Genomic DNA, 14,224 nt, shown 5'->3' with positions numbered 1-14,224 from the left:
CCCCTCACTCGTAAAATAGTCACCTTTTGCTTGCTCCTTGAGCATTCGCTTCTTGCTCCTCAAAGTACCCGTCTTCAAAAGCCACATATACATCGTCTCCATCAACCCGTACTGGATACTTTTCCAAAGGTTTCCAAGGTGGGGCCATCTTTACCTCTCCCGTGCGGGCACAAAACTTACCCATATGCAATGAGCAAACGATGACATCTCCCTCTAGATAACCGCCTTCAGACAGCGACCATTTGGCGTGAGAACAGCGGTCTTGTGTTGCAAATACTTCGCCATTTACTTTAAACACCGCTACTGCCGTGTTTCCCTCCACTACCTTTAACCCCTCATCATCCGGTAGATCAGACAACTTGCAAACATTTGTAAACTTCATAATCTATTTCCTTTCAACTGTAGTAATGTTTAAAAAAAGACAGACAAGTTATTTGCCAAAAGCGTACTTTGATCAATCAAAATTGTTCGACGGGCAATTTTAAAGCCCAATCCTCCCTCTGAACGACGCAGTACATCTCGGCGCTCACCCGGAAAAATATCTGCCTGATGTTCCGAACGGTTACGATACACGATAAATGACGATGCTACCTCAATCGTGTTCGGTTCCTCCATTTCCCGAATAATGACATTGGAAATAATATGCCGTGTACGTGAAACCGGATTCTCCGCCCAGTTCACCCCCGATACTCTCGCTCGAATACGTCCGCGCATCGTTTCATGGGTATCATCATAGTGCGCACCTTTTCCTAGCGGCGCATACTCCTGCGACACTTCTCTACCTAATCGGTTCATACGAATTGGCATCCAATAATGAATATCCTTGTCCATCAGTTCGAACCACGCTTCAAACTCCGAGTGGTCTAACAGCTGCGCTTCCTTGTAGTAAAACTGCTCAATTTCCTGTTGCAGTTCCAGACTCGTACTACTTTCCGCCCATTTAAACGGTTTGATTAACTCCATTATTTCCATGACCTTCATCTCCCCTTGTTTTAATCCTAAATCGTATGACATCCGATCCCTCATATGTGCAGACAACGGCCCCAACTTAAGATTGGGGCTTCAATGTTTCCCAACTCGGTTCCGACATCATGCGGGCCCAATGGGAATATAACCCTCTAGCTGCTTCTTCAGAAAATACATAGGAGGTTTTACCCGGAAATTCCGGATTGTTTTTTCCCGGAAGATTCAGCCCCATTTGCATAGCCAGCGGTGCAGTTCTGGACTTGTACCCACGAAGAGCGCTCTGAATTTCAACCCAGTTCTCCCCGTCATCCTGCTCGAACACTCCACTGGCACTGAACGTACGGACATTTTGACGAGCCAGTTCATCCTTGATTTCCTGCGGCGCATCCTTATCAACGACGACGAAGGCCCACACCTCAATCTGACCCGGCCCCTTCGGATGCCAGGTCCTTACTGTGTTCATACCATACGGCAAGAATGAGCAGTTTGGAAAGATATTCATGTGGCTTGTCCCCATTCTGTGGTATGGCAGCAGAGGGGCCAGACGTTCCTTCGCCTTTTCATAAGCAGGGCCTTCGCTATAATATTTGTCGACTATGGGTCCTATGCGGTGCGAACCTCTTGCTGCATCAATATAAAAGCCGCATCCATGACCGCCCCATTTGGCACTGAACTGATGTCCTTTCATATGAGGCTCAAAACTGGATATATCTTGCTCGGGTGGCATCCCTGCAACTACAGCAGCCATATGGGATGACGGGGCATGGTACATGTCACTGGCAAATTGCTCCGCAGCAAACTTCCAGTTACAGTCAATCACCCACTTTTGCATGACCCCGATGGCTTCTGTCCCTGCCTCGGAACGATCCAACATGGTGTCCATGTAAGGGGTTGCATCACTTAAATAGGTCAGCAAATCCGGCGCTTCCGGATCCCAGTTGGCAAATACTAACCCTTTGTATATCTCCACCCTTGCCTGCATCGGCCCCCACTCTTCTTTCTTGAATCCCGAGAATGCTTCTTCTTCAAACGGCACATTTACCAGATTTCCTGCTGTGTTATACGCCCAGCCATGGTAGGTGCACGTGAAGGCCTTGGCATTCCCGCAATCCGCCCGGCAAATCTTCATCCCACGATGCCGGCATTGGTTATGGAACACCTTGATGCTTTTATCTCTCTGCCGCACCATCACTACAGGATCTTCTCCCATATAGGTGGTCAAGTAATCCCCCGGTTTGGGAACATGGCTTTCATGGCCAAGAAGCAGCCATGAACGGCCAAAAACCCTCTCCAATTCCAACTCATACAGTTCCTGATCCGTATAAATGCGTGGATCTAACAATCCCTTCTCCTCATCGATAAGGCCACGGATTGCTTCTGGTGTCCATTTTCCTGAATTAAGGCTCATAGATTAAAACCTTCCTTTCTATTTAAAATTATGAATTGAAATCGCTTTCTTCTATCAAGTTTAAATTTTTTTACGATTAAAAAATACAGCAAAAAGTGCTTTTTTTTCTGTATTTTTTAAATATTTAGTACAAAAAAAGTTATAAAATTTTCCATTTTACAGCGCACGGAATATAAAGATAAATTGTGCTGAATTGCTTTTGCTTTGTGTTATTCAAAGTAGTTGATAACTTATTTGAGCTGCTTACTGGTGGATTCGGTCCGGTTTAGTTGTTGCAATCGGCTTTAAAAGTTACTGTTTTACCGTAAAAGTGTTGAGGAGCTGGAGAAAGTAGAAGAAGAAATTGTCTTTCTAGAAAAAGAAGAGCTTGCTCATTTTCTTAAAAGAACATATACATTCAAACTGCTTGCTTCCATGTTCTCCTCTTATCGGAGAAAAGAAACATAAGAATATAGACATCACCGAAATGGCCAAACATTTAAATACAGATAGTAAGACATATAAGTCACTTGAAGAAAACCTCAAAAGTAATTCAGCACTTCTAAAAGAATATGGAGAAAAGCTCGGAGAAATATTAGGTGTTGGAAATTTTGAAGACTGGCTAGAATTAGTAGCTTCAACATTGATAAAAATTTTGCCTGTATCAACAATCGTCGGTGCTCACACAAAAAGTGATCTCGAAATAATAGAAATCAGTGTACCATCTGTCTATCAAAAAACAGATGAGAATGGAATCGGCTATTATATTACCTATACAGAGGAAGAATTAAAAAGAAATTTATTTAACCTTGATAATATACTCAACCAAGAAGTACACGATGTTTTATATAAAGATAAAGTGTTATCAAAATCTGAAATAGAAAAAGTAAAGACGATGCTGAAATTGTTATTGGAAGATGACTAATTAAAGGAGGCACATAATGGCTTACTTCCGTAAACGGGGGGATAAGTGGAGTTACACCGTCAACCTAGGCATAGACACTATTACAAAAAAACGAAAACAGATTACAAAATCAGGATTTTCTTCAAAAACAGCAGCTAAAGAAATGGAATTCAAAATTTCTAGAGGAGAATTTGTACAAGACTCTAATATGAACTTTCATACGTTAGCAGAAAAGTGGCTAGAAAGTTATTCAACACAAGCTAAAGTAAGTAGTGTACGTGCTAGAACGAAAGAATCTAACGTATTACTTAAACAGTGGACAAGCACACCAATAAAGAGTATTAGTAAGTCTGTTTATAGAGAATATTTAAATGAGCTGAGCAAAATGTATTCACAGAATTATATGGATGGGATTCATACAACAGGCAGAATGATCTTCAAATTTGCCGTTGAGTCTGAATGGTTACAACAGAATCCGACAGAAAACTATAGCCTTCCTAAACAACAAGCTACTATTGAAGAAGTTGAAAAGGAAAATCTCAGAAAGAAATTCCTAGAAAAAAACGAACTTATAGGATTCTTATCCCTTGCTCGTACTGAAGGACTTAGTAATGATTATACGCTTTTTTCGCTATTAGCCTATTCAGGCATTCGGATAGGTGAATCGTTAGCTCTCAAGTGGCCTGATATCAATTTTAGGAGTGGATCTATACGAATTTCCAAGACTTTATATAATCCCACGAACAACAAGGTGAATTACACATTGCTTACACCAAAAACAAAAGGATCTATACGTACGATTAAAATGGACGATCAGGTCATGAAGTTGCTAAAAAAACATCTACTACAGCAAAATAAAATGAAAATTCAAAACAGGAATCATTACTTGGATGAAAACTTTGTCTTCGCTTCACCAGAGGGATATCCATTGGTGCAAAAACTGCCTGCACTACGATTACAACGTCTTCTTAAGAAGTTACCTCATATTAACAAGGAAATTACGTTGCATTCATTCAGGCATACGCATACATCCTTACTGATCGAAGCAGGGGTGGGGTTGAAAGAAATTCAACAACGATTAGGACATACAGATATTCAAACAACGATGAATATCTATGCTCATATGACTGACAACATGGAAGAAAAGGCCTCCCATCAGTTCAGTAAACTGATGGAAGACCTTCAACTTTAAAAGCCATTTCCACGTTAGGTGAGCAAATAGGTGAGCATTTATATCTAAATACTCTTTAAACCCCTATATTTCAAGGGATTTAAAACCCTATTACATCATGCCGCCCATTCCGCCCATTCCGCCCATGTCAGGCATGCCCATGCCGCCAGCACCAGCAGGTTCTGGTTTGTCAGCAACGACAGCTTCTGTAGTTAAGAACATAGCTGCTACAGAACCAGCGTTTTGTAGAGCTGAACGAGTTACTTTAGTAGGATCGACGATACCTGATTCGATCATGTTCACCCATTGTCCAGTAGCTGCGTTGAAGCCAGTGCCTACTGCTTCGCCTTTAAGGCGCTCTACGATTACAGAGCCTTCAAGTCCAGCATTGTGAGCGATTTGACGAACAGGCTCTTCGATGGCACGAAGAACGATTTTCACGCCTGTTGCTACGTCGCCTTCCGCTTGGATTTCAGCGATTTTATTGTATACGTTTAGAAGTGCTGTACCACCACCAGCTACGATACCTTCTTCAACAGCGGCACGAGTGGAGTTCAATGCATCTTCAATACGAAGTTTACGTTCTTTCAATTCTGTTTCAGTAGCTGCACCGACTTTGATTACAGCTACGCCACCAGCTAATTTAGCAAGGCGTTCTTGTAATTTTTCACGGTCGAATTCAGAAGTTGTTTCTTCTAATTGAACACGGATTTGGTTTACACGAGCTTGGATTTGAGCTGTATCTCCAGATCCTTCAACGATCGTTGTATTTTCTTTTGTAACAACCACTTTAGACGCACGGCCTAATGAATCGATTGTTGCAGATTTAAGATCAAGTCCGATTTCTTCAGTGATTACTTCGCCGCCTGTAAGAGCTGCGATGTCTTCAAGCATTGCTTTACGACGGTCACCGAATCCAGGAGCTTTAACCGCAACAGCGTTGAATGTTCCACGAAGTTTGTTCACAACAAGAGTTGCAAGTGCTTCGCCTTCTACATCTTCAGCAATCAATAATAGCGGTTTTCCTTGTTGTACAACTTGCTCAAGTACAGGAAGGATTTCTTGGATATTCGTGATTTTTTTATCAGTGATCAAGATATATGGATTCTCAAGGACAGCTTCCATTTTATCTGAATCAGTAACCATGTATGGAGATGCATATCCGCGATCGAATTGCATACCTTCTACTACGTCCAACTCAGTTGTGAAACCTTTAGACTCTTCGATTGTGATGACGCCGTCGTTACCAACGCGCTCCATTGCTTCCGCAATCAGTTGACCCACTTCTTCATCAGCTGAAGAGATGGCAGCAACTTGTGCGATTGATTCTTTGTTTTCAACAGGTTGGGAAATGGCTTTCAATTCTGCAATTGCAGTATTGACCGCTTTCTCGATTCCTTTACGGATACCCATTGGGTTAGCACCAGCTGTTACGTTTTTAAGACCTTCACGGATCATCGCTTGCGCAAGAACCGTTGCAGTAGTTGTACCGTCACCAGCTACGTCGTTTGTTTTGCTTGCTACTTCAGCAACCAATTTCGCACCCATGTTTTCGAATGCATCTTCCAATTCGATTTCTTTAGCGATCGTCACACCGTCATTTGTGATAAGCGGCGAACCGAATTTTTTCTCAAGAACCACGTTACGACCTTTTGGTCCAAGCGTTACTTTAACTGCATCTGCAAGTGCGTCCACACCGCGAAGCATGGAGCGGCGAGCTTCTTCACTAAATTTAATTTCTTTAGCCATTTATAAGTACCTCCCTAAAATTTAAGAAAATTTTCGTTCAGTTAAGTATGATGTATAATTAGCCGATAACAGCTAGAATGTCGCTTTCACGTAAAATTAAGTATTCAGTGTCTTCGTATTTAACTTCAGTACCTGCATATTTTGAGAAGATAATTAGATCGCCTTGGGCAACCTCTAAAGCAACACGTTCGCCATTTTCAAGGACACGGCCAGTACCAACTGCTACTACCTTACCTTCTTGTGGCTTTTCTTTAGCAGTATCAGGAAGAACAATACCGCTTGCAGTTTTTTCTTCAGTTTGAACTAGTTCAATAATAACGCGATCACCTAATGGTTTTAACAAGTGAAACAACCTCCTCATATTCTCTTGATAATTTGTTTCATGATTATTAGCACTCTTCATCATCGAGTGCTAACACATTTATAATATTAAATAAACCGAGCCTTTTTTGCAAGTATCTTATTGAAAATTTTTTATTAATTTCTGATAAATTACGGGTAAACTACTTTAGCATAATGATTTCCTAAACATAGTCATTGAAATGTCATGTTAGGGGTACCTTTAAGTGGTGTTCTTCCCCAATTTTTGATACCATTTTGTAGTATGCGTTTATAGATTGTCCCCATGTCAGTAACGTTCCAAGCGGATGGGTGACTATAAAAGGAGTTTTCATTTTTGAAAAAAGAATATTGGTTCGTCATCATCACTTATATTGCCATGCAATTATCCAGTATTGTCGGGGTACCCATTTTCATGCTGATCGGGTCTTATACCGGAATGCCGGCTGATGAACTCGAAGTGAAATCTGCAGCATACTGGATAGTTTTCAGTTTTCTCGCTGCTTTATTCTTGATTCTTTTTTTAATGAGAAAAGATATGAGGGAAAAGCTGGACACGAGAAACCAAACTTCCGTATCCATGTCCATATTATGGGCAATTGCAGGAGTGTTCATGGCTCTTTTTGCGCAAAGCATTGCCGGAAGCATTGAACAAATGCTTGGGGTGGAGTCTGAATCTGAAAATACGCAGCAACTCATTTCACTCATTTACAAAGTCCCCATGGTCATTTTCGTCACTTCAGTAATTGGACCTATATTGGAAGAATTAATTTTCCGTAAAATCATTTTCGGATCACTTCATAAACGCTTTAACTTCTTTATTTCAGCTTTAATCAGCTCAGTTATTTTCGGCTTGGCGCATGGTGAATTTGAACATCTTCTTTTATATACGGCAATGGGCTTCACTTTTGCTTTCCTTTATGCGAAAACAGGCCGCATTCTCGTATCCATGAGCGCTCATATTGCGATGAACACGCTTGTTATCATCCTTCAAGTGGTATATCGGGAGGATATTGAGAAGATGCTAGATACTGCACAGGCCTTCATCGGAGGTTTATTATGAAACGTCAATCACCATTATTCATGGGCATCATTTATGCAGGCTTAGGAGCTCTTTTTACCGCTATCGCAATTCAAACCGTCAATTCTTCAGGATGGGGACTCTTTGCCTACATACTTGTCCTTATTGCGACTCTTGATTTTGGATCGGGATTACGCATGATCATGCTGCACTTTAAGATTAAATCCGCACAAAAAAATAAGAAAAAATAAAAAAACGCTGCATGGCTGCAGCGTTTTTTCATTCCTCCAAAGCGGCTTCTTCCACTACCGGATAATGTTTCAGGAAGTAGATGAGCGACTGAAGTTCCACGGCCAGGTCAATGTGGTGGACCCTTATGGATGGCGGCACGGTCAGCCGTGCAGGTGTGAAATTCAATATTCCTTTTATGTCAGCTTTGACTAGACGATCGGTTATCGTCTGGGCTACCTGTGCAGGCACTGTCAATATAGCCGCAGTAATATTATTTTCCTGCAATAGTGTATCGATTTGATCCATATGGTAGATGGGCACATCAGCTATTCGCTTGCCGACCTTTTCTTCAGAAACTTCGAAAGCCATTTCAATTTTTGTATTATTATTTTTCATGAAATTGTAATTTAAAAAAGCGGTTCCTAAATTCCCCACTCCGATTAAAGCGACTTTGGTCAATTCGTCTTGATCTAGTGTTTTCCTGAAGAAGGATAATAAATAATTGACATTGTAGCCGTAGCCTTTTTTCCCAAGCGCGCCAAAGTAGGAAAAATCACGGCGAATGGTAGCAGAATCCACTTTTACGGCTTCACTTAGCTCAGCCGAGGAAACTCTTTGTTTGCCTGAGGAATGTAAGTTCTTTAAAAATCGATAATACAATGGCAACCTTTTGGCTGTTGCCTGCGGTATCTTTGGGTCATGGTTCATTGTTCTTCCCCGCCTTCACACATGCTTTTCAACTTAATCTCTATCTGTTCGTTTTACTTGCCTTTTATAATCGCTACTAGACACTCCGCCTGTTTTCTCCACTAAGAATGTAGGCCCGATCACCATTCCCTTATCAATGGCCTTACACATGTCATAAACAGTCAAGGCAGTCACGGATGCAGCTGTTAACGCTTCCATTTCCACACCTGTACTCCCTTTTGTCTTAGCTTCCGTTTCAATCCTAAGCCTATATCCTTGTTCTTCTTTTTCCCAATCAAAGGCTATATTGACCCCTTGCAGAGCAATGGGATGGCACATCGGAATTATATTGGATGTATTTTTGCTGGCCATGATTCCTGCAACTTGTGCAACAGCCAGTACATCCCCTTTTTTCATTTTATGGTTCGTGACCAATTCATATATTTCATCATTCAATAAAATGCTCGACTGAGCCACTGCCGTCCGGGTTGTTTCAGGCTTAGCACTCACATCGACCATTTTGGCCCTGCCCTGTTCATTAAAATGCGTTAAGTCTCCCATTTAAGTAACCCCTCCTAAATCATACACTATTATTCCACTTTATGTAACAGCTTTTCTTTCAGCTTGGAACCAAGCTGTTGCCGATAATAACTAAAATACGTTAAACTAACAGTAATCAATTGAGGTGAAATCTATGATTTTATTACAAATCAATCAACTATCGAAATATTATGGAGCTGAACTTATTTTATCAAATATGAAGCTCGAAGTTCAAAATAAAGATCGAATTGCCCTTGTCGGCCGAAATGGCGCCGGCAAATCCACTCTGCTAAAAATCATTGCCGGGCAGCTTTCCCATGATGGCGGTGAAATAATCAAACCAAAAGGCGTCACCATCGGCTATATGGCCCAGGATACTGGATTGGAATCCGAATTGACCATTTGGGATGAAATGCTTACTGTATTCACTGATCTTATAGAGCAGGAAAAGGAACTGCGTCGCCTTGAGGCTGATATGGCCAGACCTGATATCTTTGAAAACGAAACGGTTTACCAAAAAGTGCTGAATGAATACGACACTTTGATGGTGGCATTCAAAGAGAAGGGCGGTTATCAATATGAAGCGGATATCCGTTCCGTATTGCATGGTCTTCAGTTTGCCGACTTTGACTATTCTACCCCAATTTCCACTTTAAGCGGCGGGCAAAAAACAAGGCTTGCATTAGGTAAGCTGCTTTTAAGGAAACCGGATATATTGATTCTGGATGAGCCGACGAACCATTTGGATATCGAAACCCTCTCTTGGCTTGAACAATATTTACAAGGCTACCAGGGAGCTGTCCTCATTGTTTCCCATGACCGCTATTTTTTAGATAAAGTAGTAAACCTGGTTTATGAGATTTCCCGGAATAACATGAAAAAATACCATGGTAATTATAGTTCTTACCTAGAGGGAAAAGCGGAAGATTATGAGCGGGACATGAAACTGTTCGAGAAACAGCAAGGGGAAATCGAAAAGCTTCGCGATTTTGTCCAACGTAATATCACAAGGGCTTCCACAACGAAAAGAGCACAAAGCAGACGTAAACAGCTCGAAAGGATGGATGTACTGGACAAGCCGCAAGGTGATGAAAAATCCGCGAATTTTTCTTTCCAGATTGAAAGGCAAAGCGGAAATGAAGTACTCCACCTCCAGGACCTGGCTATCGGATACGAAGGGGAAACGGTATCAAAGAATATTAATTCCCGGATGACAAAAGGAGAGAGCATAGCACTTGTCGGCCCAAATGGAGTTGGAAAATCAACTTTATTGAAAACGATCATTTCCAAGCTGCCTGCCCTTTCTGGGGATTTCCGTTTTGGAACGAACGTAGAAGTCAGCTACTACGATCAAGAACAGGCTAACCTTGTTTCCAATAAACGCGTACTCAATGAATTATGGGACGACTATCCCCTTAAACCGGAAAAGGACATTCGCACCGTACTCGGTAATTTCCTATTTAGCGGGGACGATGTTTTGAAAACCGTATCCACACTAAGCGGGGGCGAAAAGGCTCGGCTTGCTCTAGCCAAAATGATGATGCAAAAAGGGAATTTTTTAATTCTTGATGAACCAACGAACCATTTGGACCTCGATAGTAAATTGGTGCTTGAAAATGCATTAATTGATTATCCGGGAACTATTCTATTCGTCTCACATGACCGTTATTTCATAAACCGGATAGCAACGAAAGTGATAGAGCTCTCCAAAGACGGCAACGAAGAATTCCTCGGTGATTATGATTACTATGTAGAGAAGAAACAGGAGCAAGCGGAAATCCAAGCACTTGAACAGCAGGATCAGGCTAAAACTTTAGATGCGGCTGCAGAAAAAACAAATTACAAAATTGATAAAGAAGCAAAAAAAGCTGAACGCCAGCGAAAACGGCGCATTGAGGAAATCGAGACAGCCATGGAGCTTCTTGAAACTGAAATAAACGAATATAATGACCTCCTATGTGATCCAAATGTTTTTCAGGACCACGAAAAAGTAATGGAAGTCCAAACAAAACTTGATCATGCACAAGAAAGTCTGGATCAGCTTCTCGAAGAATGGGCTGAACTGGAAGAATGATAAAAGACCGAGTCATTGACTCGGTCTTTTTCTTTTCCAACCAAAGTGTCGCTTGAAAGTTATCCACAAATTTGTTAACAAACCACTTACCGCTCATTAGCCATTAATTTGAGTTATACACATTATCCACAGAAACATATCCACTTATCCACAAAATACCCCTTTATACACATGCAGGATGATTATCAAAAAAACTTTATCCACAGAATATTCTATTATTTTATTAACACGATAAAAAGACAGGATGCCAAAGTGAGGGATCCTGTCTTCTCGTCCATTAAAATGCTTCTATATCCAATCCAGGATTTCCGTTCAAATCCAAACCGGATCTCTTTCCCTTTTCAAACATGACACTGCCAGCAGCACCAATCATGGCAGCATTGTCGGTACAAAGATAGAGGGGCGGAATGGATATATCCATAGGTAAATCCTTAAAAGCTTCCGTTAATGCTTCCCTAAGGCCTTTATTTGCCGCAACTCCTCCAGCAAGCAATACCTGTTTCACATTATATTCCTTTGCAGCCTTCACAGCTTTCATTACAAGCACTTCTATCACGCTTGCTTGGAAACTTGCCGCTAAATCTTTAGGTTCAATTTTTTCCCCGCGCTGTTCTGCATTATGCAAAGTGTTGATTACCGCTGATTTCAACCCGCTGAAAGAAAAGTCATAGCTGCCATCCAACCATGCCCTAGGCAGTTTCAAGGTTGGTGAGCCTTCTTGCGCAAGCCTATCGATATGAGGCCCGCCAGGATAAGGGAGCCCCAAGGTTCGAGCCACTTTATCATACGCCTCTCCTGCTGCATCATCCCGCGTCTCCCCGATCACCTTGAAAGAACCCGGTTCTTCTAAAAGCACCAATTCCGTATGACCTCCCGAAACGACTAAAGAAAGCGCAGGATATTCAATCTCCTGAATAAGCCGATTTGCATAGATATGACCAGCGATATGATGCGTACCGACAATCGGGATTCCATGTGCGAAAGCTACAGCCTTCGCCGCATTCACACCTATTAATAGAGCCCCTACAAGGCCGGGACCTTCAGTAACGGCAATGGCATCCAAGTCTTCATATGTCACACCCGCTTGCAGCAGCGCTTCTTCAAGAACAATCGTAATTTGTTCTACATGATGACGGGAAGCTATTTCCGGGACGACACCGCCAAAACGTTTATGGCTTTCTATTTGTGAAGCCACGACATTACTCAGTATCTCCGTTCCATTTTTTATCACGGCTGCCGCAGTTTCATCACAGCTTGTTTCAATTCCTAATATAATTTGATCTTTTTTCATGAAAAATTCACCCACATTACATAAGCATCCTCTTGATTGTCTGTATAATAATTCTTTCGGATTCCGCCCTTTTGGAAACCAAGTTTTTCATAAAGCGAAATGGCTACGGCATTACTGACACGGACCTCAAGTGTCATCCTCACCACACCCATTGAAATGGAGATTTCAATCATCTTCCTGAGCAAAGCTTCTCCAAGCTTTTGCCCTCGGTATTCTGGTAATATCGCAATATTGGTGATGTGCGATTCATCAATGACGATCCAGGCACCGCAATAACCGGCAATTATCCCTTCATCCTCTATCACCATGTATACAGCATATTGATTATGATTCAATTCATTAAAAAAGGCTTCCCGGCTCCAAGGCAAAGTAAAGGACTGCTTTTCCACGTTAAGCACCTGGTCGATATCTGCCGTATTCATCTTTCGGAACGTCAATGTTTTACTCATAATGATCGTCGCTTTCCTTGTTTATTTCCCCTGCTGTTCAAGCCACTTAGCTTCTGCTTCAGCCATGCGGATATAATTCGGTACAAACTGGTGAACATCCACTTCAGCCTTATCAAGACCAATGAAGGCCAGTTCGCTTGGCCTTGAATTATATGACTGTACTGGAGCAAATACCGCTAATTCGCCTAATGCATCGGTAATTGCATCCCGATGGATGTCCACATCTTGACCAACAAATAAAACAGGACGATTTAATTCCTTCAATTGATTCGCCCACTCAGAGGATAGAATATTACAATCTTCAATGACTGTCTTTAAAGAATCCTTTTCCATTTCATATAATCCAGTATAAATCTGCCCTCTTCTTGCATCGAACAAGGGAGATATCAACCCGTTAAAATAACGTCCATTAGCTGCTAAAACCTCTAAGCTGGAAACACCTGATAACGGAATCTGAAGCGTCCAGGCCAAGCTTTTCGCTATCGTCACTCCAATCCTGACCCCTGTATAGGAGCCTGGACCTTGAGCGACTACTATCTTAGTCAATTCCTTCGATTTAGTATCGCAGTCCCTCAACAGTGTTTCAATTGCTGGCATTACCCGCACCGAATGATTTTTCTTTAGGTTCGTCGTATACTCACCAATTACTTGATTCCCGTTTACAAGTGCAATCCCTAATGTGAAATTCGATGTATCTATAGCTAAAACCTTCATCAAATAATCTCCTTACATAACTTTACATATCGTTCGCCTTTGCCTTCCAAAACAATACGCCGGCTTGTATCGCCCAAACGATAGATATAAATGGTCAAGATTTCCTCTGGGAGGTGATCCTTTATTAAATGGGCCCATTCAACGACAGTCACACCATCACCATCAAAATATTCATCAAAGCCTAAATCTTCTTCCGATTCACTTACCCGATAGACATCCATATGATACAAAGGCAAGCGACCCATGTACTCCTTTATTATCGTAAAGGTAGGGCTATTCACCATTCTGGTTACACCCAATCCTTTAGCCAGCCCTTTTGTGAATGCCGTCTTCCCTGCACCCAAGTCACCTTCTAGAGCCAGCACATCTCCACTGGAAAGCTTTTGTGCCAATTTGTGCGCAAATTGCGCTGTTTCTTCCTCATTCTGAGAAATCCATTCAACATGTTGCATATATCAATCACCTTTATCATTATTAGGAAAACGTCCGTCCTATAATTCATGTCGAGAACCATAAACGCAATATTATGGAACAAAAACCATTCTATATGTAGTTTACCTTGTTTCAAAAGAAGAAACAAATAAGTTAAGGACATATTATTCGAATTTCAGATAAAACAAAAAAACGAAACCTAAGTTTCGTTTTTTTCATGATTGCGGGGACAGGATTTGAACCTGCGACCTTCGGGTTATGAGCCCGAC

Annotated in this window: 16 protein-coding genes; 5 read left to right on the top strand and 11 right to left on the bottom strand. The window is 41.6% G+C overall.

Annotated elements, in window-relative coordinates; all coding sequences use genetic code 11:
• Nucleotides 1–19: 19 nt before the first annotated feature.
• Genes ADA55_RS05655 through ADA55_RS05645 form a run of 3 tightly spaced genes read right to left on the bottom strand, consistent with a single transcriptional unit; the run spans nucleotide 20 to nucleotide 2,374 of the window.
• On the bottom strand, nucleotides 20–382 hold the full coding sequence (locus tag ADA55_RS05655) for a non-heme iron oxygenase ferredoxin subunit (RefSeq protein WP_048680354.1): 363 nt from the start codon (nucleotides 380–382) through the stop codon (nucleotides 20–22).
• 29 nt (nucleotides 383–411) lie between these two features.
• Nucleotides 412–1,014 (bottom strand): aromatic-ring-hydroxylating dioxygenase subunit beta, encoded by a 603-nt coding sequence (locus ADA55_RS05650; RefSeq protein WP_202186544.1) that lies wholly within the window; start codon nucleotides 1,012–1,014, stop codon nucleotides 412–414.
• 34 nt (nucleotides 1,015–1,048) lie between these two features.
• Entirely contained in the window at nucleotides 1,049–2,374 is a 1,326-nt protein-coding gene (locus ADA55_RS05645) for an aromatic ring-hydroxylating dioxygenase subunit alpha (RefSeq protein WP_048680352.1), read from the bottom strand.
• Between the two features lie 466 nt (nucleotides 2,375–2,840).
• Between ADA55_RS05645 and ADA55_RS05640 the strand changes: the two genes are divergently transcribed.
• Both ADA55_RS05640 and ADA55_RS05635 read left to right on the top strand, forming a co-directional pair.
• On the top strand, nucleotides 2,841–3,278 hold the full coding sequence (locus ADA55_RS05640) for a hypothetical protein (protein ID WP_142398511.1): 438 nt from the start codon (nucleotides 2,841–2,843) through the stop codon (nucleotides 3,276–3,278).
• Nucleotides 3,279–3,294: 16 nt separating this feature from the next.
• Nucleotides 3,295–4,449, top strand: coding sequence for a site-specific integrase (locus tag ADA55_RS05635; RefSeq protein ID WP_048680346.1), 1,155 nt, complete (start codon nucleotides 3,295–3,297; stop codon nucleotides 4,447–4,449).
• A 90-nt stretch (nucleotides 4,450–4,539) separates the two neighbouring features.
• Here ADA55_RS05635 and groL read toward each other — a convergent pair whose 3' ends face one another.
• Nucleotides 4,540–6,177 (bottom strand): chaperonin GroEL, encoded by a 1,638-nt coding sequence (gene groL, locus ADA55_RS05630; protein WP_034306335.1) that lies wholly within the window; start codon nucleotides 6,175–6,177, stop codon nucleotides 4,540–4,542.
• 58 nt (nucleotides 6,178–6,235) lie between these two features.
• Nucleotides 6,236–6,520 carry a co-chaperone GroES gene (groES, locus tag ADA55_RS05625; protein WP_034306337.1) on the bottom strand — a complete coding sequence of 95 codons (285 nt, stop codon included), beginning with the start codon at nucleotides 6,518–6,520 and terminating at the stop codon, nucleotides 6,236–6,238.
• 333 nt (nucleotides 6,521–6,853) lie between these two features.
• Between groES and ADA55_RS05620 the strand changes: the two genes are divergently transcribed.
• Both ADA55_RS05620 and ADA55_RS05615 read left to right on the top strand, forming a co-directional pair.
• Entirely contained in the window at nucleotides 6,854–7,579 is a 726-nt protein-coding gene (locus ADA55_RS05620; protein ID WP_034306339.1) for a CPBP family intramembrane glutamic endopeptidase, read from the top strand.
• On the top strand, nucleotides 7,576–7,788 hold the full coding sequence (locus tag ADA55_RS05615) for a YdiK family protein (RefSeq protein WP_048680342.1): 213 nt from the start codon (nucleotides 7,576–7,578) through the stop codon (nucleotides 7,786–7,788). The genes ADA55_RS05620 and ADA55_RS05615 overlap by 4 nt, the downstream gene beginning before the upstream one ends.
• A gap of 28 nt (nucleotides 7,789–7,816) precedes the next feature.
• Here the strand turns inward: ADA55_RS05615 and ADA55_RS05610 are convergent, their stop codons facing one another.
• Nucleotides 7,817–8,476: a redox-sensing transcriptional repressor Rex gene (locus ADA55_RS05610; protein ID WP_034306345.1), complete on the bottom strand. Its 660-nt coding sequence runs from the start codon at nucleotides 8,474–8,476 to the stop codon at nucleotides 7,817–7,819.
• Between the two features lie 33 nt (nucleotides 8,477–8,509).
• Entirely contained in the window at nucleotides 8,510–9,016 is a 507-nt protein-coding gene (gene moaC, locus ADA55_RS05605; protein ID WP_034306347.1) for a cyclic pyranopterin monophosphate synthase MoaC, read from the bottom strand.
• A 133-nt stretch (nucleotides 9,017–9,149) separates the two neighbouring features.
• On the opposite strand from moaC, the gene ADA55_RS05600 reads away from it, so the two are divergent.
• Nucleotides 9,150–11,069 carry an ATP-binding cassette domain-containing protein gene (locus ADA55_RS05600; protein WP_048680335.1) on the top strand — a complete coding sequence of 640 codons (1,920 nt, stop codon included), beginning with the start codon at nucleotides 9,150–9,152 and terminating at the stop codon, nucleotides 11,067–11,069.
• A 277-nt stretch (nucleotides 11,070–11,346) separates the two neighbouring features.
• Here ADA55_RS05600 and tsaD read toward each other — a convergent pair whose 3' ends face one another.
• Genes tsaD through tsaE form a run of 4 tightly spaced genes read right to left on the bottom strand, consistent with a single transcriptional unit; the run spans nucleotide 11,347 to nucleotide 13,975 of the window.
• The gene (gene tsaD / locus ADA55_RS05595; RefSeq protein WP_048680391.1) at nucleotides 11,347–12,360 is read right to left on the bottom strand and encodes a tRNA (adenosine(37)-N6)-threonylcarbamoyltransferase complex transferase subunit TsaD; all 1,014 of its coding nucleotides are present in this window, start codon (nucleotides 12,358–12,360) and stop codon (nucleotides 11,347–11,349) included.
• The gene (gene rimI / locus ADA55_RS05590) at nucleotides 12,357–12,809 is read right to left on the bottom strand and encodes a ribosomal protein S18-alanine N-acetyltransferase (RefSeq protein WP_048680333.1); all 453 of its coding nucleotides are present in this window, start codon (nucleotides 12,807–12,809) and stop codon (nucleotides 12,357–12,359) included. Before rimI ends, tsaD begins: the two co-directional genes overlap by 4 nt.
• A gap of 21 nt (nucleotides 12,810–12,830) precedes the next feature.
• Complete coding sequence (gene tsaB, locus ADA55_RS05585; RefSeq protein ID WP_048680329.1) at nucleotides 12,831–13,523, bottom strand: tRNA (adenosine(37)-N6)-threonylcarbamoyltransferase complex dimerization subunit type 1 TsaB; 693 nt, start codon at nucleotides 13,521–13,523, stop codon at nucleotides 12,831–12,833.
• On the bottom strand, nucleotides 13,523–13,975 hold the full coding sequence (tsaE, locus tag ADA55_RS05580; RefSeq protein WP_048680327.1) for a tRNA (adenosine(37)-N6)-threonylcarbamoyltransferase complex ATPase subunit type 1 TsaE: 453 nt from the start codon (nucleotides 13,973–13,975) through the stop codon (nucleotides 13,523–13,525). Before tsaE ends, tsaB begins: the two co-directional genes overlap by 1 nt.
• Between the last annotated feature and the right edge of the window lie 249 nt (nucleotides 13,976–14,224).

Source organism: Bacillus sp. 220_BSPC (genome assembly GCF_001054655.1).
Lineage (GTDB): Bacteria > Bacillota > Bacilli > Bacillales > DSM-1321 > Peribacillus > Peribacillus frigoritolerans.
This window is presented reverse-complemented; position numbering and strand designations above follow the sequence as displayed.

What these genes read in the sequence shown, in the direction of transcription:
- ADA55_RS05655 (WP_048680354.1), bottom strand. Translation starts at nt 382, where the DNA reads ATGAAGTTTACAAATGTTTGCAAGTTGTCTGATCTACCGGATGATGAG.
- ADA55_RS05650 (WP_202186544.1), bottom strand. Translation starts at nt 1,014, where the DNA reads ATGTCATACGATTTAGGATTAAAACAAGGGGAGATGAAGGTCATGGAA.
- ADA55_RS05645 (WP_048680352.1), bottom strand. Translation starts at nt 2,374, where the DNA reads ATGAGCCTTAATTCAGGAAAATGGACACCAGAAGCAATCCGTGGCCTT.
- ADA55_RS05640 (WP_142398511.1), top strand. Translation starts at nt 2,841, where the DNA reads ATGGCCAAACATTTAAATACAGATAGTAAGACATATAAGTCACTTGAA.
- ADA55_RS05635 (WP_048680346.1), top strand. Translation starts at nt 3,295, where the DNA reads ATGGCTTACTTCCGTAAACGGGGGGATAAGTGGAGTTACACCGTCAAC.
- groL (WP_034306335.1), bottom strand. Translation starts at nt 6,177, where the DNA reads ATGGCTAAAGAAATTAAATTTAGTGAAGAAGCTCGCCGCTCCATGCTT.
- ADA55_RS05615 (WP_048680342.1), top strand. Translation starts at nt 7,576, where the DNA reads ATGAAACGTCAATCACCATTATTCATGGGCATCATTTATGCAGGCTTA.
- ADA55_RS05610 (WP_034306345.1), bottom strand. Translation starts at nt 8,476, where the DNA reads ATGAACCATGACCCAAAGATACCGCAGGCAACAGCCAAAAGGTTGCCA.
- moaC (WP_034306347.1), bottom strand. Translation starts at nt 9,016, where the DNA reads ATGGGAGACTTAACGCATTTTAATGAACAGGGCAGGGCCAAAATGGTC.
- ADA55_RS05600 (WP_048680335.1), top strand. Translation starts at nt 9,150, where the DNA reads ATGATTTTATTACAAATCAATCAACTATCGAAATATTATGGAGCTGAA.
- tsaD (WP_048680391.1), bottom strand. Translation starts at nt 12,360, where the DNA reads ATGAAAAAAGATCAAATTATATTAGGAATTGAAACAAGCTGTGATGAA.
- rimI (WP_048680333.1), bottom strand. Translation starts at nt 12,809, where the DNA reads ATGAGTAAAACATTGACGTTCCGAAAGATGAATACGGCAGATATCGAC.
- tsaB (WP_048680329.1), bottom strand. Translation starts at nt 13,523, where the DNA reads ATGAAGGTTTTAGCTATAGATACATCGAATTTCACATTAGGGATTGCA.
- tsaE (WP_048680327.1), bottom strand. Translation starts at nt 13,975, where the DNA reads ATGCAACATGTTGAATGGATTTCTCAGAATGAGGAAGAAACAGCGCAA.